Here is an 18,541-nt window from a genome sequence, read left to right as displayed (position 1 = left end):
CGATGGCGATTGCAATTGTCGATTACGGTATGGGGAACCTGCACAGCGTCGGCAAAGCGGTCGAACGTCTTGGCTACGAAGCGCTGGTCACAGGTGACCGGGATGCGATTCTTGGTGCAGATGGTGTGATTTTGCCAGGTGTAGGTGCATTTGGCGATGCCATGGTGCACTTGCGAGAGAGTGGATTGGACGCTGTGGTGAAGGAAGCAGCAGCTGGACCAACACCGCTGCTCGGGATCTGTCTGGGCATGCAGCTGTTGTTCAGCTCAAGTGAGGAGCATGGCGAGCATGAAGGATTGAATATTTTGCCGGGTAAAGTGGTGCGATTCGCACCGGGAGAATTAAAGGTTCCACATATGGGCTGGAATCGTTTGCAGTTCCTGCACCCGGAAAATCCGCTATTCGCGGGGCTTGAGGCAAGTCATGTCTATTTTGTCCATTCATATCATGCACGTACGGACGTAGAGAGCGATCTATTGGCAGTAACGGATTACGGACATCCGGTTACAGCGATTGTTGGCAGAGGCTCCAATTTCGGCATGCAGTTCCACCCGGAGAAGAGCGGTGAGCTGGGTATGAAGCTGCTTGGAAACTTCCTGGCATTGACGGAATCGAAGGCGTAACCATAATTCGGGATCATATGATTTTTTAATTTCATCCTTATAAAATATACGTAACTAAACTTATATAAAATCTAATCTATATAAATTGAACTAAACATTTACACGATAGCGGAGAGGACAGAAAAAACCTGAAGAAGCGGAGCTAAAAGTTTTCTGAAAGAAAGCTGCATCGGAATCATACGCTACGCCTTTATCCCCGGATTTTTCCCCTTTAAATAAGGGATTCAAAATAAATCTGGGGATAACAGCGCTCGGAAGGTTGTTCTGTCATCGGAGTGGCAAGTGTAAATATTCTTTAGTTTCAATTTATATAGAGACAAATATGAATATATTCAGGAGGCCTTGTATGTCATCTTTTATCATATATCCGGCAATTGATATCCGGGACGGCAAATGTGTAAGACTGGTGCAGGGAGATTACAATCAGGAGACGGTATATAACGATGACCCGGTTCAAGTTGCTCTTTCCTGGGAGAAGCAAGGTGGTACATACGTTCATCTAGTGGATCTGGATGGTGCAAAAGCAGGTCATCCCGTGAATGATGAGCTGATCGGACGTATTGCTTCGGCCGTGAACGTGCCTGTTCAGGTGGGGGGAGGTCTTCGTACAGTGGCTGATGTAGAGCGTTTGCTGGGTCTCGGTGTAAGTCGTCTGATTATCGGGACAGCTGCGATTGAAGATCGCGCTTTTACAGAAGAAGTACTGGGACGGTATGGAGACAAAGTAGCTATTGGTATCGATGCACGTAATGGCTATGTGGCGACACGTGGATGGCTGGAGACATCGGAAGTTCAGGCCGAGGTACTGGCGAAGGAACTGGCGGCATTCGGTGCCCAAACCTTCATCTTCACAGACATCTCCCGTGATGGCATGATGCAGGGTCCTAACGTGGAAGCGATCGTGTCTCTTGCGAAGGCAAGTGGCCGTACAGTGATTGCTTCCGGGGGCGTAAGTGTTATGGATGACCTGCTTCGTTTAAGCAAGCATGCGGAAGATGGTGTTGGAGGAGCAATCGTAGGAAAAGCACTGTATACTGGCAGTATTGATCTGTCCGAAGCGGTGAACGCGGTTAATAAATAATAGCGGTACTATATAAGCTCAAATAAACATTTGCACGATAACAGAGAGGATAGAAATAACCTGAGGAAATGAAACGTTCACCTTTATCCCCGAATTTTCCCTTTAAGCGGATCGAGAAATCTGGGGATAACAGCGATCGTAAGGCTGTTCTGTCATCGGAGTGACTAGTGTGAATGTTCTATAGTTGAACTTATACAGGTATGCGATAATCGGATAGAGAGGAAGAGGAGCATGCTGGCAAAAAGAATCATTCCTTGTCTGGACGTAAAGGACGGCCGGGTTGTCAAAGGCGTTAACTTCGTCAATCTCCGCGATGCGGGTGATCCGGTGGAGCTGGCGGCGCTGTATGACCGCGAGGGTGCGGACGAACTGGTGTTTCTCGATATCTCCGCTTCTGTGGAAGGCCGCGAAACGATGGAAGAAGTGGTGCGGCAAACCGCAGGCGAGATCGCCATTCCTTTTACCGTAGGTGGAGGGATCTCCAAGGTGGAAGACATGAAGCGCATTCTGCGTGCAGGAGCGGACAAGATTGCGGTAAATACAGCGGCTGTGCTTAATCCTCAGCTGATTGCAGACGGGGCACGCCGCTTTGGCTCCCAGTGTATCGTTGTTGCAATTGACGCCAAGTATAATGAGGCATGGGGCGAATGGGAAGTGTATACGCATGGTGGACGTAAACCTTCAGGGATTAAGGCGCTGGAGTGGGTTAAACAGGCGGAGACCTTAGGCGCTGGTGAAATTCTGCTGACAAGCATGGATGCGGACGGAACGAAGGACGGATTCGATCTGAAGCTGACCGCAGCGGTATCCGAATCGGTACGTATTCCGGTCATTGCCTCAGGCGGTGCGGGCAAGGAATCCCATTTCTATGATGTGTTCACGACAGGCAAAGCGGACGCAGGTCTAGCAGCAACGATATTCCATTACAAAGAAATCGCCGTTCCGGCGTTAAAACAACATTTGAGAGAGCAAGGGGTGGAGATCCGTGACTAACGTAAGCAATGAGATCAAGGAGCAGTTATCCTTGGAGCAGGTTGTAGAACACATTCGCTGGAGCGATGGTTTGGTACCTGCCATTGTGCAGGATGCAAAGACGCGTCAAGTTCTGATGATGGCTTATATGAATCGGGAATCGCTGAAATTGTCACTGGAATCCGGTGAAACGTGGTTTTGGTCGCGCTCGCGTCAAGAGCTGTGGCACAAGGGTGCAACTTCAGGTAATGTACAGACAATCACTTCCGTGAAGTACGATTGTGACGGCGATACCTTATTGGTTGAGGTAAAACCGAATGGTCCTGCTTGCCACACCGGAGCGGTGACGTGTTTCCATAATGAAATCGTGGGCTTGCCAGAACAATCGGCTGACCAGACCTCAAGTGATTCTAGTGCAGCGACTTCAAGTGCTAGCTCCGAAAGTCGTTTTGAAGTACTGGCTGAACTGGAATCAGTCATTGCAGAGCGTGAACGCGAGCGTCCGGAAGGCGCATATACGACGTACCTGTTCGATAAAGGCGTTGATAAAATTCTGAAAAAAATCGGTGAAGAAGCGTCCGAGACGATTATCGCCGCCAAAAATAAAGACAATGACGAGCTTCGTCTTGAGGTCAGTGACCTGATGTACCACTTGCTCGTTCTGTTGCAAGAGCGCAAGCTGCCGCTGGATGACATCATGTCAGAGTTGAGCCGTCGCCACGAGCGGCCTCGCCGCGATTAGGAGGCGAGCCTGTGCTTATAGACTATCATACACACCATGAGCGGTGTGGTCATGCGGTTGGCAAGCTGGAGGCTTATGTGCAGCGTGGGGTAGAGATTGGCCTGTCGCAGATCGGGCTGTCGGATCACATGCCCTTGCTGCATGTAGACCCCGCTCAATATTATCCTGAGATGGCCATGCCGATGGACGAGCTGCCGCGTTACGTGGAAGAGTGTTTCTCTCTGAAGGAGCGCTACCGTGGTCAGATCGATGTACGTGTCGGCCTTGAAGGCGACTATATTGAAGGCTGGGAGACGGAAATCCGGGCCATTATTGAGCGGTACCCATGGGACTATGTGATTGGATCAGTTCATTTCCTCGGGGAATGGGACATTACGGATTTTCGCCAGACCCATCATTGGGAAGGGAAAGACGTATTGGAAGTTTATCGTCAGTACTATGATGCTGTGAGCAAAGCAGCAGCGACGGGAATGTACGATATTATGGGTCACACGGATGTAATCAAGCGCTTTGGCTTCACTCCGGCACCAGAGCAGACTGAAGAGCGTATAGCTCTGGAGAATGCAGCGCTGCAAGCTATCGCGAAAAGTGGCTGTGCCATGGAGCTCAATGCATCAGGATTATCGAAGCCATGTGCAGAGATGTTCCCTGGTCGCCGGATGTTAATGGAGGCCATTCAATTGGGGATTCCGCTGACCCTTGGCTCCGATGCACATGATCCGCTGAAGCTGGGCGATTATCTGCCTGAGGCCGAGGCGCTCCTGCGTGAGCTGGGCTGTACGGAGGTAGCCGTTTTTGAAGGCCGACAGCGCTCGTTCCTTTCTTTAAATGTATAAGGCAGTGGAGTATAATGAGGGTAGGAAATAACCTTTTTAGAGGTAGTTCAAAAGGTACTGAAAATCGTTTTTTTTGAACATTCACTTTTAGACTGATAAAGGATTATATTGGGACTTCAACCCTCGGGAGGGCATTATGCAGCATTCGTTACGTATTTTTTCCGGTTCATCGAACCCTAAGCTGGCAGAACAGGTATGCGACAAGCTGGGTGTACAACTAGGCAAGATCAAACTGTCCCGGTTCAAGAGCGGAGAAATATACGTTCACTACGAAGAGACGATCCGCAACTGTGATGTGTTTCTGGTTCAATCATTATCTCATCCAATCAATGAGTTGTTCGTTGAACTGCTCGTCATGATTGATGCAGCCAAAAGGGCTTCTGCCCGTACGGTAAATATTATTGTTCCTTACTACGGATATGCCCGTCAGGAACGCAAGTCTGCTCCGCGTGAGCCGATTTCGGCCAAGATGGTTGCGGATGTGTTAACTACGGCCGGAGCGAACCGGGTAGTAACCATTGATCTGCATGCAGCCGCAATTCAGGGATTCTTCAATATTCCAGTCGACCACATGACATCATTGGACCTTATTAGTGATTATTTGCTGAGTAAAGGGATTGAAAATCCGGTGGTTGTCTCCCCTGATGCGGGACGAGCATCCATGGCGGAGAAACTGGCGAATCGTCTGGATTCTCCTTTTGCCATTATGATCAAGAAGCGTCCAAGCCACAACGAATCCATCATCACACACGTCATTGGGGATGTTGAGGGGCGGACCCCGATTATTATTGAGGATCTGATCGATACCGGAACGACAATTCTCAATGTTGTTGAAGGATTGAAGGAGCGAGGCTCCAAAAACGTATATGTATGCGCAACACATGGTCTATTCTCGGACGGAGCGCTAAGTAAGCTCAACCACCCGTCTATAGCCGAGGTGGTGGTTACAGACTCCATCGCACTGCCGGATGATCATCCCGAATGCTTCAAAGTGTTGCCTGTAGCTCCAATGCTTGCTCGTGCTATACGCATTATTGTGGATGGCGGGTCTATGGCGACGTTGTTCAAAGATTCAGGGATTTAATCATACTGTACAGACTTGCGCGAATCCAGGTTTACGGTACCGTGTTTGAGTAGTTTGCTGCTCAGCACGGTTTTTGTTTTTTTATGATAATGGATTAGGGTAGAAATGCGAGGAGTTAAGGAGAAGGAGAAAATCGATTCCTGTCTTGCTACCTGGAGGCTTGTGCTATAATAACTTAAAATTGATTTAGTAGCTGCGTGTATGGGGATTCCAATCCCAGAGATGTAACTGATGTGAAGAACAGTAGAACCACGGCTACTATACAGCGGTGTCGTGGAGTGAGGAGTGGGGTCTATTGTCCCGGACTTGGTATTATCGTTTACTGTTTTCTTATTTTCCTATTTTCTTTCTTACCATGACCGTACTCATTTTTATCGCTTTTGTTTTCATTAATGACATCTCCAGGGAAGAAACAAGGAAAGCAGACCGTATCTCCTCCAGCTATTTGGTGGACAGTCTGGACCGGACGATCCGGGATATTGAGCTGTCGGTGATGGAAGCGGTGCAGAGTGAGCAGGCCTATAAGTATTATTTTAATAGCCAGAACCAGGTAGGCAAAGAGACCGTGTATAGCATTGCACAAAGCTTGCGTGAGCTGACGAGTTCCAACCCTTGGATCCAATCGATTTATTTGTATGACAAGAAAAATGAAAGCGTTTTAACCTCGAGCGGCTCCAAGGATGTAGACAGCTTTTCAGACAAGGCGTGGATCGACCGGATTAAGTCCGGTTCCCTTAGTTCAGGCTGGCAGCCTGTAAGGGAATACGATGCAGGAGTTAATCAGCGTACGCCTATTCGGGTGTTGACGGTGAATAAGGACATGCCCTTGCCATTCGGCTCCGATGGGGTGCTTGTCATTAATATCAAGATGAGCAGCATCGAGCAGAGCATTGATAGTATGGTTAATGGACAGCTTTCTTTCATGAGTATTCTTGACCGTGACGGTCAGGTTGTTTACGATGCGCATTCAGATCGTGAAGGTGCTTTAGAAGGACAAGAGCTGAACACCCTTTCGCTGGAAAGATTGGGTTGGACGATCTCCAGTGGGATCAAGAAGGGGAACTTATATGGTTGGGTCTCGGTGGTTTCCTATGTATGGGTGATTATTGCGGTTGTTACCGTCATTTGTGCAATCGTCTATATTATCTACATCACTCGCCGCAACTATAAACCCATTCAGATTATCATGAATCGGATTGAGGCCCATCAGATTCGGGTGCTGGAACAATCCGGATCTCGGACCGATGAGATGAAATTGATTGATGGCGTGTTGGAGAACCTGATCAACCACATGATGGATTCGGACAAAAAAAGCAGGGAAAACGTGCTTCTGCAGCGCAGCAAACTTTTTAACGATCTACTCAATGGAGAGAATTTGGATCATGCAGTAGAGCGATTAAAGGACCTTTCCCCGTTAACTGGTGTGGATACTTCGTCATGCTTCGCCGTTGTGGTTGGTGAAATCAACCGATACGAGAAGGGATTCCAGGAACGCTTTACGAGAGGTGAGCAGAATACGCTCAAATTTGCGTTAATGAATGTGCTGCAGGAGCTCTCACGCAATGCGGGCATGCAATGCTGGACGGAATGGGTCAGCTCGGATCAGATTGCAATCCTTTTCCTGTCCACAGACGGCAGCCCGGATATGACTGAGCAGATTCGCTTAGTTGCGGAGGAATGCCGATCCTGGGTTGAGCAGAATCTGCGTATATCATTGAGTTTCGGAATCGGACCGATTGCAGAGGGCATCAAGGCCATTCGTGAATCATACGCGGCGGCTGAGACTGTGATGCACCGCAGATTGCTGAGGGACGGTGATGTGGCTCTGGCCGGGTATGGAGATACCCAGCAGCAGCTGCTTGATACCTATACGTATTTGCAAATGATCGCTGATTTTGTTAAAAGGTTTCGGATGTCGAGCAGTCAATGGCGTGATCAGCTGGAGGAGATCTTCGCTGCTTTTGAACGCGATAAGCTGCCAGATGATGAGATTCACTCCTTGATTCAGGCGATGCTACAGATGCTCAGCCGGGAAGTAGCGGTCATGTCTGAACAGCTGCAAGAGAAATTATCGGAGGAAAACATAAACAAGTGGTTGATGCTGATGAAAGAAGCGGAGACACTTGAGGGTGTCAAAGACATTCTTTTTGATGACCTGACGGACCTGTTCAGAACTTATGTGTCGGTAACTGAAACCAAGAGCTACAAAGCGATGGTCAATGAAATGAAAAACTATATCGAAGAACAGTTTGCGAATCCTGATCTTTCACTGAAGCATCTGAGCGATCGATTCCAGATTACCGGCAAACATGCGAGTTATTTGTTCAAGACAGAGTTCAATATGAAGTTTGTAGACTTCCTTACCGAATTGCGGATGAAGGAAACGGAGCGTCTTCTGCGGAGTACGGATCTTTCCATACAGGACATTGCCTTGAAGGTGGGGTATGCCAATGGAATTACCTTGGGACGTGTATTCAAACGGGTTGAGGGTATTACACCAGGAGACTATCGCCGTATGAAACGTGAACATCACGATCCCGAGTCGTAAGCACAGACTTAATATGCGATTACAATATGGCAAGCAATGGGGTGGAATTCATACGGACTTCTCTTAGGAGAAGACGTGTAGAAGTCCACCTTTTTGCTGTGGGTATAACCTCTGATTCCGGCTGGAGGGCCTGTGCTTATGCAAGAACTCCCTGGTTTAGGCCCATTTTAGGCCCTTTTACGAATATAGGCAGTATATGAAAATGGTTTATTGTATCTGAGTACAGTTGAACCGGAGAGGGGAGCGCCTGAGTAACGACGACTGCAGGCACCGCGGGCATTAACAGAGTAGCGAAGAATATAGTCAGTCTGCGAAAATCGTCACAGGAGATAAACTATTATCCTTATGTAAGCGTTTACGAAATGAGTTTATTGCAAGGGTGCGCAAAGATGTGGAATACTCTGGGCAAGCTTTAAACATTCACGCATAGCCAAAGGGGATGACAAAATGACAAGAAAAGCAACCAAAGGGAGTCTCAAGAAATGGATGGGTCTGGCGCTTACGATGGTAATGGGCGTTTCCCTGCTTGCGGGGTGCTCGTCTGCATCAGATCAAGAATCAGCAGAAGGTGGCACATCAGGCAGCGGTGAGCGCGTTACCTTAAAGGTGGAGATTTTCGATCGTGGTAACAGCCCTTCGCCGTACACCATCACGAACAACTATCTATCTAAAATGATTCAGGAGAAGTTCGGCGACCCCAACAACATTGATGTGCAGTTTGTACCCGTTCAGCGTTCAGAGGAAGTCACCAAACTGAATGTCCTGATGGCGAGCAATACAGATGTCCCCGATATTGTCTTTGTCTATGACTCCAGCGTGTTTTACCGCTATGCCCAGCAGGGCGGACTGACGGATGTTGGTGAACTGATTGATCAGTATGGACCAAACCTGAAGAAGTTCCTGGGTGAAGATACATTGAAATTCGGGCAAGTGGAAGGGCAACAGTTCGCCGTACCGGGTAAACGTGCAATTACAGGTAGATATAGCTCTTATATTCGTCAGGATTGGCTTGATAAGCTGGGATTGCCGGTGCCAAAAACCACAGATGAACTTTATACCACTTTGAAAGCCTTTAAAGAGAAGGATCCTGGCGGACTTGGCAGCAAAAACATCCCAATGGGTATGGCACTTGCACCGGCTCAGTTCGAGACACTGATCTATTCGTTTATCAAGCCGGTAAGTGGAGATCTGACTTATGGTCAACGTTATGAATTGCCTTTGCATGAAGGATTCAAAGATTCGATGAAATTCCTGAACAAGCTCTACAATGAAGGACTGATCAGCAAAGACTTCAGTTTGGATGAAGATAAAACACAGTTAGGTAAGGACATACAGAATGGCAACGTAGGTTATTGGTCTGAAGATGTCGATGCCATGTTCTACGGAGACGGTACACTGGATAATTTGCGCAAAAATGTGGACGGCAGCGAAGTACTGCCGGTTGATGTATACACGAATCCGAATGCAGATAACAAACACATCAAGTCTCGCTACGGAACAAACGGCATGTATATTATGATTCCGAAGAGCAGCAAACGTTCTGTGGAAGCCATTAAATATTTGGACTGGATGGCCTCCGGCAACAACCTGATCGATATCTACAGCGGTGTGGAAGGGGAGAACTATGATCTGGTAGATGGCATTCCGGTTGTGAAGGAAGATGCATCCCAGGAAGCGAAGGATCGTTTGTTCAACGCAGGGGATACAGCGATTATCTCGAACGGTAAAAATATTGGCGATCAGGCAACGAATGAAAAAGCATGGATTCTGGGCTTTCCGCAAAACAACCAGGATTTGTTAAAACAATCGATTGATATCGCCAACACGGACACGGTAGGACCTATCATCTTTGACAAACCGATTGAGGCGGAGATGAAGTACAGTACAGCGCTCAAAGACAAGCTGAACGTCATCATTGTTAAAACCGCGATGGCGAAGCCTGAAGAATTCGACGCGGTATATGAACGGGAAATGAATGATTTTATGTCCCTGGGCGGCACAGAGCTGAAGAAAGAGCTTGAAGAAGCCTTAAAGTAACTCACTGCAAATTAAACCATCTTATTCTTTCATGATTTGAGACAGATAACCCATACGACTGCTTAACTTTGAAAGAAACCTGTGCCGCCGGCTTGGCGGCACTGCAGTTTCTTTGTTGATAGGAGGAAACCGACATGACCTTCACATACTTGAAAAGGTATTGGCAATTGTACGCACTGATTTCCTTGCCCCTCATTTACTTTTTGATTTTTCGTTATGGACCGATGTACGGTGTGCAGATCGCCTTTAAAGACTTCAACCTGTTTCAGGGTATCAGCGGCAGTGAGTGGATCGGTTTCGATGCGTTTCGTGAGGTATTTGGGATGCGAGACTTCTACACCACATTACGCAATACCTTTATGCTGAATTTTCTTGATCTGATCGTTTCGTTCCCTGCTCCAATCATACTCGCCATTATGCTCTATGAAGTTCGATTTAAGTGGTTCAAAAAAATATCGCAGACGATTCTGTACATTCCCCACTTTATCTCGTGGGTCATCATCGGGGGGATTGTATACCAATTGTTCGGCAATCAATCCGGTATGGTTAACGGAGTACTGGAGAGCATAGGCTTAAATCCGATCCCATTTTTGACAGAGAAAAATCCTTGGCTTGTTACGTATCTGTTCACAGGTGTCTGGCAAAGTGCAGGATGGGGAACCATTCTATATCTGGCGGCATTAACCGGCGTAAACCGGGAATTGTTTGAAGCGGCGGAGATTGATGGCGCAACGCGGCTGAAGAGAATCTGGCATATTACGCTGCCTAGTATCAAACCAACCATTGTCACCTTGCTTATTCTTAATCTTGGACATATGGTCAGCATCGGTTTTGATCGTCCTTATATTATCGGTAACACGGCCGTTCGTGAATATTCGGATGTACTTAGTACCTTTGTATACAGGGTCGGCCTTGAATCAGGACAGTACACGCTCGCAACCGTTGTTGGATTGTTCCAGGCCGTTGTGGGACTGATTTTCGTACTCGGCTCCAATTATATTTCGAAGAAGGCAACCGGTGAAGGTATTTTGTAGATGTTTAAAGAATGAAAGATACGCCAATCGGCTTATTTGTATAGACCATCAGTAAAGGAGTTGTGCGCAGATGAGTGAACGCACCTCGAACCGGATTTTTGATATCGTTAATATCTCCTTTATCACCCTGTTTGTTATATTCTGTCTGGCTCCATTTCTGCACACGATTGCGATATCGTTCAGCTCAAACCGGGCAATTACATCAGGTGAAGTGACCATATTCCCCAAAGAGTTCAATTGGGATGCGTATATTCAGGTGTTCTCTGATCAGTCGATGATCTATTCACTGGGTTATACAACTGTTCTTACGATCGCCACTACAGTATTGTGTATGCTATTCACGCTTGCTGCGGCTTATCCGTTGACCAAGAAAAAATTGAAAGGTCGCAAGCTCTTCATGTATGTGATCATCATTACGATGTTCTTCAGCGGCGGGATCATTCCCGAGTACTTGCTCATTCGTGACCTGCACTTGCTCAATTCGGTTTGGGCACTGATTCTGCCGGGTCTCGTGAGTCCGTTTAATCTGATTATCCTGATATCGTTCTTCAGGGGTATACCGGAAAGTCTGGAGGAATCGGCAGAGATTGATGGTAGCTCACATATTCATACGCTCTTTAAAATCATCTTGCCCTTATCTATGCCTGTGCTGGCTACTTTGGCTCTTTTCTATGCAGTTGGACGCTGGAATGGCTTTCAGGACTCCCTGATGTACATCAATGATCCGAAGCTGTACCCACTACAGCTGAAGCTCTTCCAAATGGTACAGAATAACATGGTTAGCGAGCTTACACAGATGGAGGGGGCGAACCGTACACCTTTAACTCCGGAAAGTCTCAAGGCTGCCACTGTTATCTTCGCAACCGTACCGATCCTGCTTGTCTACCCATGGCTGCAAAAATATTTTGTTAGTGGTGCCATGCTTGGGGCGGTCAAGGGTTGACGTAAGGGGCATAGGGCTTACGTGATTAGGGAGTCAACAGATCGAAAATTTTATGGCGACTATCTACGATAAGAAACCTGTATTTACTGTCGGCAAGATGAACTGCCATGTTAAAGGATCTGCTTGTATTCCGGCCGAATCAGGAAGGGAAACCGCAGATCGGTGGCACACGGCAAATGCATTCGTTTGGAGGGAATACACATGTACAGGCAACTGGTGGACAGCAATGACAAAGCGGTGCAAAGAGGTATATCCCGGCAGGTGCTTGACCCGGATAGCCGTTATTATGGAGGAACGATTGATCCCTCTACAGGTATTGCCTGGGTTAACCACACGACCGGAACACCTACGGATATGTGTTACTGGGGAGCGGCAATCGCAAATCCGGATTCGATCTTTTACCGGGATGAAGATCTGTTAAATCGTCTGCAGCTTGCCTCGGAGTACGTACTTCGTAATCAGCATGGAGACGGCTCCATCTCACCCGGCTGGACCAATTCTCATTCTCCGCCGGATACTGCATTTCTCGTCGTGGGATATGCCCAGTTATATCAGCTTCTTCAGCAGCAGGATTGGGAGCCACTGCAATCTGTGCTGAATAATATGCGCCTGTTTCTGGAACGAACTGTTCCGGTCTTGCTGACTGGAGGCTGTCATACGCCGAATCATCGCTGGGTGCTATGCGCGGCGCTCGGTTTCCTGCATCAATTGTTTGACCTGGAGGAAGCTGTGCAGCGTGCAGAGCAATGGCTGGCTGAAGGTATGGATATTACGCCTGATGGGGAGTGGACTGAACGAAGCAACGGAATCTACAGTGCGGTTAGCGACATCATGCTGATTCATGCGGCACGCCTGTTGAACCGTCCCGAATTGCTGGACCCGGTGAGACTCAATCTTCGTATGATGGTGTATCTTGTACATCCAACAGGGGAGGTGGTTACGGATTACTCAGGTCGCCAGGATCTGGGGAGCGTGCATGATTTATCACCGTATTACTTGCCGTATGCCATCTTGGCCCGGTTGGACGGTGATCCGATCTTTGCCGGCATGGCCGATTGGGCGGGAGAAATGTTAACAGATCCCGGCGTCTGCTCGGTCAATGCACTCGTCCGGCTACTGCTGGAGCCGGTGCTTCAGCAGGCACGTAAAGCACGCGATCAGCTGCCTGAGCGGTACGAGATCATACTGAATGAACGATTTGTGCGGGAGGACTATTTACAGCGAGTGGATTCGGCAGGTCATCATGGACACATCTCGCACAGCCGGTTGCATACGGACTTCGGCGCACCTGTAGCACGAATTCGTTCCGGTAATACAAGTGCGACTGTAATGACGGAGGTGCCTTCCTTCTTTGCCCTTCGTCATGGTGCCGTACGTCTGCTGGCCGTTCAGTTGGCCTCCTATTTTAATCCAGGATATGTGCCGATGCAGCACATGTCCCGATTGCCAGCAGGTTACTGTCTGACGGGCGAACAGAAGAAAGGCTATTACGGTCCGATCCCGGATAGCCAACTGCCTGAAACGGCGAGAACAGCCATCAGTCCGTGGTATTTATTGCCTCATCAGAGTCGATCGCTCACCCATGAGCAGACATTCCATGTACAGACGGAAGTACTACGAACGGAAAATGGCTGGACACTGAAACTGGCAGGAGAGCAGCCGGAACAGATTATGGTGCAGCTGTCTTTCGTGTTCGGAAGCGAGGGCGAGCTTTCCCATGGGGAAATGCTTGAGACGGATGAGGGCCATTATCTGTGGAAGAGCGGCACATTGCGTTATTCCTGTGGAGATGACTGGATTGAGCTGACTGGTGGAGAGGTAGGACATTTGGCGGCAACCGTACGTGAGGCGAGGTTGCCTGATAAGTGTAAGGTTGTGCTGGTTAACTTTATGACTCCTTTTCACAAGACGGTTAATATCTCTCTTTCGCCATCCATGGCCTTGAAGCTTTAATTCTGTGAATCTCTTTATAGGAAAGAGTACAAGAAGCAAAAGATGACATTTCATTCGAAAGGGATGAGGGGGTGTCATCTTTTTTGCGCATTTTTGGCATAAACGACATGAAACTACATATTGAGAAGTGGGCCTTAAGATGTGGTATACTGGAGAGTATGAATGAAAGCAAAGAGGAGGTGCCTTGGAAGATGAAGGGCAAGCTACTGCGGGCTGAGGGACACCTTGCCAATGTAATACCGATTCACTTGGATGCTTCTTTCTTTTTTGAGAGAGCTGTCCGCTCGCTGGACCGTAATCACGTCGACAAGGCATTAAAATATTTTCGTAAAGCTGTTGAATATGAACCGGAAAATCCGGTGAATCATTGTAATATGGCGGGTATATTATCAGAGAAGGGGGATTACGAGGCTTCCAATGCCGTTCTTGCACATGTGCTCGACGTGGTAGATCCGTCCATGACGGAATGTTATTTCTACATGGCGAACAATTATGCGAATATGGATCGGTTTGAAGAAGCTGAGCAAGCGCTTGTTACGTATTTGGAGGAGGATACCCAGGGGCAGTTTATGACGGAAGCCGAAGAGATGATGGAGCTTCTGTACTACGAGCTGGATCGACCAGCCAAACTGAACCGGATCAAATCACGTAAGGGTGTCGTTGAACACGATCAGGCGCGAGAATTGTTGGAACAAGGGAAGTTTGCACAGGCGGCTGAGCTGCTGGAAGGTATGTCACCTGATTATCCTGATTATTTGGCTGCTCGCAACAATTTGGCGCTTGCCTATTATTATATGGGGCTGTTTCCCAAAGCGAAAGAGACGATTGCCGAGGTACTGGAGCAGGAACCAGGTAATTTGCATGCACTGTGTAATCTGGCGATCTTTCACCAGAACGAGAATCGAGTCGACCAAGTGCTGCTTCTGATTAAAAAATTGCGTGTCATCGTGCCTTTCCAGCACGAACAAGTCTACAAACTGGCTACCACGATGGGTATCCTGGGACAACATGATACGGCTTATGTGCATTTCCGTCGCCTGATGAAGGATGAAGAAACCGCTGCAGATCCGGCTCTCGCACATTATGCCGCAGTCGCAGCTTATAATACCGAACGTTACGATTCCGCTGAACGTCTGTGGCGCCATGTGGGCAAGCTGGACCCGGGTTCGGAAGTATCCCGTTACTATCTGTCGGGTCTTGAGGCTGTGAGACAGGGAGAGAAAGATCCGGAGAAACTAAGCTATCACTATCATCTGCCATTTGACGAGCAATTCAGACAATGGGAGAACTATGGCAACGGCATACCTGAAGAGATGAAAAATGATCCCTTAATCCGTTCCTCTTTCTTCTGGGCGTTGCGACATGGGGATCGGGCAACCAAGCTCCAGGTCATTCATGCTCTTGGCATGATCGGTGATTATGAGGTGCAGCAGGCACTGCAATCCTTCATCCAGGAACCTGGTGAAGATCAGGATCTGGTGGAAGCCGCTCGTTCCGTATTAAACGGTCTGGATGCAGAAGGAGCTGAGCAGGATGAATCTTCTGTTCTGCGGCCGCTAACTGCATCGAGCAATCGCACCATTCCGAAGATGGAGTCGATGACGGAACAATCGGAAATGAAACCTTCGCCGCATTGGCAGGCGGTCGTGGACCGGGCGTTACAGATGTCTGAAGCCAAAGCCGAATTGCAGCAAGAAATGGAGCGGCTGTGGACCGACTATGTATCTCGCGTACACCCGGAGGTGCCTGGCGCGAAGCAAATTGAAGGCTTGGCTGCGGGACTGGAATATCTGGCTGCGAAAATTCACAGTCGTCCAGTGACCTACCAAAGCATAGCCGACCGGTATGGCATATCAGCTGCCACAGTCAGCAAATATGCACGACAAATCAATAAAGTGTGCAATTCCAACCCACCGGTCCAGTAAATGTTCCTTGAAATTTCTCGCTTGGGGATAGACTTCATTGCGTGAAGGATACATAGGCCTGGAAAACGGGTAAACTTAACGATAGGTCTCGACATGCCTGTAGGATATCATCATAGCAAGTTAATCGCCACTCAACACACTCTCAACCTTATTAAGGAGGCTGTATCTATATGTCTAAATACAGAACGATTGTGATCGGTACCGGACCTGCGGGTCTGACAGCAGCGATATATCTGGCTCGTGCTAATCTAAACCCACTGGTAATCGAAGGTCTTCAGCCGGGTGGTCAATTGACGACAACAACGGAAGTTGAGAATTTCCCTGGTTTTCCGCAAGGTATTATGGGTCCGGAACTGATGGACAATATGCGCAAGCAAGCGGAGCGTTTTGGAGCTGAGTTCAAAAATGGCTGGGTGGAAGAAGTGGATTTCAGCAAACCGCCCTTCAAGGTTAAAGTTGGAGGCATCGGTGAACTGGAAGCCGATTCGATCATTATCTCTACCGGTGCTTCGGCCCGTTATCTCGGCATTCCGGGAGAGCAGGAAAATGTGGGACGTGGAGTAAGTACATGTGCCACCTGTGACGGATTCTTTTTCCGTGGTAAAAAGATCGTCGTTGTTGGCGGTGGAGACTCCGCGATGGAGGAAGCCAGCTTCCTGACCCGTTTTGCAACAGACGTTACCTTGGTTCACCGCCGGGACGAATTACGTGCATCGAAAATTATGCAGGATCGGGCTCGCAGCAACGAGAAGGTGAAATGGGCCTTGAACCGTACACCGCTCGAAGTTGTGCCTGAGGCTCTTGGCGTCAAAGGACTTAAGGTCCGCAATAACGAGACCGGACAGGAAGAGTTGCTTCAGGCGGATGGGGTATTCATTGCCATTGGACACACACCGAATACGGGGTTCCTGGGCAACCAGATTACTTTGGATGAGCACGGTTATGTTGTCGTTAGACCGGGTACAACCGAGACCAACATTCCAGGTGTATTCGCCTGTGGTGACGTTCAGGATACGAAGTATCGTCAAGCCATTACAGCAGCAGGTTCAGGATGTATGGCCGCAATGGACTGCGAGAAATTCCTTGAAGGCAGTATTGTGCATGACTGGAGCGAAACACTGGATAAGTAAGCATGAAAAGGGTATGTTTTGGCATAAATTAAGTATAAGAGACAACGGGAAGTCTCATGATGTGAGAAGCCGGAAGGCTTCTCTTTTTTTGAAACCAAAGTGGGCATGAGATCGTATACATAATGGGCATATTAGCTGTGAGGTGAAGACTTTGGGGGAAATGATAAAAGATTGGTTACAGAATGCAACAGTGCGGCGATTTTTGATCCTGCTGTTGTTTTGTTTGGTGCTTTTCAGCATGGGGAGTATGCTGCACATGATTTTGCTGTTATTCCTGGTGACGTATGTCATGAACAGGCTGCAGCATTTTATCACAGAGAAGTTGAATCGTTTATTTCCGATTAACTATAAAGTTGTAGTCATTCTGCTCTACCTTATCGTTATTGCAGCCATAGTACTGGGCATCTCCAGGTATTCACCACGAATTGTGGATCAGGTTGTTCAGTTAACGAATGAGATCATGAAATTTCTTGATACTGCTGACGGGGATAATTTTGCTTCCAAAATTGCAGGTTATCTTCAATCGTTCGATATCAAAAACTATACCAACGATGCATTGAAGTATATTTTTGCGTTAAGTAAATGGTTGGAGTTCATTCTACTGGTCATCATCCTGAGCCTTTTCTTCTTGTTGCAGAAGCGGGAGATTTCCAAGTTTACCTCCAAGTTCAAAACAAGCAAGATCGGCTGGTTCTATAATGAAGTGGCGTACCTTGGAGATAAATTTGTATCTTCCTTTGGTAAAGTAATCGAGGCACAGTTGTTGATTGCGGTGTTCAATACAGCTTTGACGATTTTGGGATTATGGATACTCGGCTTCCCGTACTTGTTCGCCTTGACCATTCTGGTATTCATGCTGAGTCTGGTACCCGTTGCGGGGGTTATCATCTCACTGATTCCGCTGTGTCTAATCGGCTATCAACTGGGTGGGTTGCAGCTCAGCGTGATCGTGGTCATTATGATCATCATTATTCATGCGTTGGAGACGTACTTCCTGAATCCGAAGCTGATGGCGCACAAAACCAAATTGCCGATGTTCTACACGTTTATCGTACTGATTCTGTCTCAACATTTCCTGGGGATCTGGGGGCTTATCATCGGTATTCCGATCTTTGTCTTCCTGCTCGATATTCTGGACGTCAACAAGATGGAAAAAACGGAAGAGCCTGTACGTGTGGAAACGAAACTGTGACCAGTTGCTGAATAACTGCTGAAGGCTAGGTTAGGTAATGTTCATAAAATTAGAGAAACGCCTCCTGTTATGGGAAGGCGTTTTTTTGCGTCGTTAGGGCTAAGGGTTGCAACAACTGTACTACGGGTGAGCTCATCTTGAATCACGTCCTTGTTCTGTTCTATAAGATATTTCCATCTTACCGAACTGCCCTAGACGTGATTAGTAAGGATTGTCATGAAATTCAGATGACAATTGTCATCTTTTACGCATGGAACGAGTGGATATGCAATATCATGAGTTGAGGCTTCCTCCTCTATGGAGGAAGGAAAGAAGCTTGCGTTTTTGATAGAGACAAATGAGGTTGTATACGTATTCAAAAATAGCCTGTGATGTTGTTCACAATAGCGGGGAAGCTAATACCAGCAAAGGTCTTATCGTCTTGACCCAGGCGTATCCTTC

15 protein-coding genes are annotated in these 18,541 nt (G+C 47.8%); all 15 read left to right on the top strand.

Going from position 1 to position 18,541, the window contains the following annotated elements:
- Positions 1 to 2: 2 nt before the first annotated feature.
- The 15 genes from hisH to HW560_RS04540 all read left to right on the top strand — a co-directional run bounded on the left by hisH (position 3) and on the right by HW560_RS04540 (position 18,100).
- Positions 3 to 623: an imidazole glycerol phosphate synthase subunit HisH gene (gene hisH / locus HW560_RS04605; protein WP_179262206.1), complete on the top strand. Its 621-nt coding sequence runs from the start codon at positions 3 to 5 to the stop codon at positions 621 to 623.
- Between the two features lie 346 nt (positions 624 to 969).
- Positions 970 to 1,704 carry a 1-(5-phosphoribosyl)-5-[(5-phosphoribosylamino)methylideneamino]imidazole-4-carboxamide isomerase gene (gene hisA / locus HW560_RS04600; RefSeq protein ID WP_179262204.1) on the top strand — a complete coding sequence of 245 codons (735 nt, stop codon included), beginning with the start codon at positions 970 to 972 and terminating at the stop codon, positions 1,702 to 1,704.
- Between the two features lie 231 nt (positions 1,705 to 1,935).
- The gene (gene hisF / locus HW560_RS04595; RefSeq protein ID WP_079344982.1) at positions 1,936 to 2,697 is read left to right on the top strand and encodes an imidazole glycerol phosphate synthase subunit HisF; all 762 of its coding nucleotides are present in this window, start codon (positions 1,936 to 1,938) and stop codon (positions 2,695 to 2,697) included.
- The gene (gene hisIE, locus HW560_RS04590; protein WP_179262202.1) at positions 2,690 to 3,418 is read left to right on the top strand and encodes a bifunctional phosphoribosyl-AMP cyclohydrolase/phosphoribosyl-ATP diphosphatase HisIE; all 729 of its coding nucleotides are present in this window, start codon (positions 2,690 to 2,692) and stop codon (positions 3,416 to 3,418) included. The genes hisF and hisIE overlap by 8 nt, the downstream gene beginning before the upstream one ends.
- A gap of 11 nt (positions 3,419 to 3,429) precedes the next feature.
- Positions 3,430 to 4,254, top strand: a complete 825-nt coding sequence (gene hisJ, locus HW560_RS04585) for a histidinol-phosphatase HisJ (RefSeq protein ID WP_090904965.1) — start codon at positions 3,430 to 3,432, stop codon at positions 4,252 to 4,254.
- Between the two features lie 136 nt (positions 4,255 to 4,390).
- On the top strand, positions 4,391 to 5,338 hold the full coding sequence (locus HW560_RS04580; RefSeq protein WP_090904967.1) for a ribose-phosphate diphosphokinase: 948 nt from the start codon (positions 4,391 to 4,393) through the stop codon (positions 5,336 to 5,338).
- Between the two features lie 295 nt (positions 5,339 to 5,633).
- A complete protein-coding gene (locus tag HW560_RS04575) occupies positions 5,634 to 7,886 on the top strand; it encodes a helix-turn-helix domain-containing protein (protein WP_179262200.1) in 2,253 nt (750 codons plus the stop codon).
- A gap of 447 nt (positions 7,887 to 8,333) precedes the next feature.
- Positions 8,334 to 9,923, top strand: coding sequence for an extracellular solute-binding protein (locus tag HW560_RS04570; RefSeq protein WP_090904970.1), 1,590 nt, complete (start codon positions 8,334 to 8,336; stop codon positions 9,921 to 9,923).
- A 134-nt stretch (positions 9,924 to 10,057) separates the two neighbouring features.
- Entirely contained in the window at positions 10,058 to 10,957 is a 900-nt protein-coding gene (locus HW560_RS04565) for an ABC transporter permease (protein ID WP_090904972.1), read from the top strand.
- A 70-nt stretch (positions 10,958 to 11,027) separates the two neighbouring features.
- Positions 11,028 to 11,900, top strand: a complete 873-nt coding sequence (locus tag HW560_RS04560; RefSeq protein ID WP_090904974.1) for a carbohydrate ABC transporter permease — start codon at positions 11,028 to 11,030, stop codon at positions 11,898 to 11,900.
- Positions 11,901 to 12,007: 107 nt separating this feature from the next.
- A complete protein-coding gene (locus HW560_RS33660; protein ID WP_257031704.1) occupies positions 12,008 to 12,130 on the top strand; it encodes a hypothetical protein in 123 nt (40 codons plus the stop codon).
- Positions 12,102 to 13,853 carry a hypothetical protein gene (locus HW560_RS04555; RefSeq protein ID WP_179262198.1) on the top strand — a complete coding sequence of 584 codons (1,752 nt, stop codon included), beginning with the start codon at positions 12,102 to 12,104 and terminating at the stop codon, positions 13,851 to 13,853. Before HW560_RS33660 ends, HW560_RS04555 begins: the two co-directional genes overlap by 29 nt.
- A 191-nt stretch (positions 13,854 to 14,044) precedes the next feature.
- On the top strand, positions 14,045 to 15,778 hold the full coding sequence (locus HW560_RS04550; RefSeq protein ID WP_179262196.1) for a tetratricopeptide repeat protein: 1,734 nt from the start codon (positions 14,045 to 14,047) through the stop codon (positions 15,776 to 15,778).
- Positions 15,779 to 15,948: 170 nt separating this feature from the next.
- Complete coding sequence (trxB, locus tag HW560_RS04545) at positions 15,949 to 16,908, top strand: thioredoxin-disulfide reductase (RefSeq protein WP_179262194.1); 960 nt, start codon at positions 15,949 to 15,951, stop codon at positions 16,906 to 16,908.
- 160 nt (positions 16,909 to 17,068) lie between these two features.
- A complete protein-coding gene (locus tag HW560_RS04540) occupies positions 17,069 to 18,100 on the top strand; it encodes an AI-2E family transporter (RefSeq protein WP_090905143.1) in 1,032 nt (343 codons plus the stop codon).
- The last annotated feature ends 441 nt before the right edge of the window (positions 18,101 to 18,541 follow it).

The sequence above is a fragment of the Paenibacillus sp. E222 genome (assembly GCF_013401555.1).
In the GTDB taxonomy this organism is placed as follows: Bacteria; Bacillota; Bacilli; order Paenibacillales; family Paenibacillaceae; genus Paenibacillus.
This window is presented reverse-complemented; position numbering and strand designations above follow the sequence as displayed.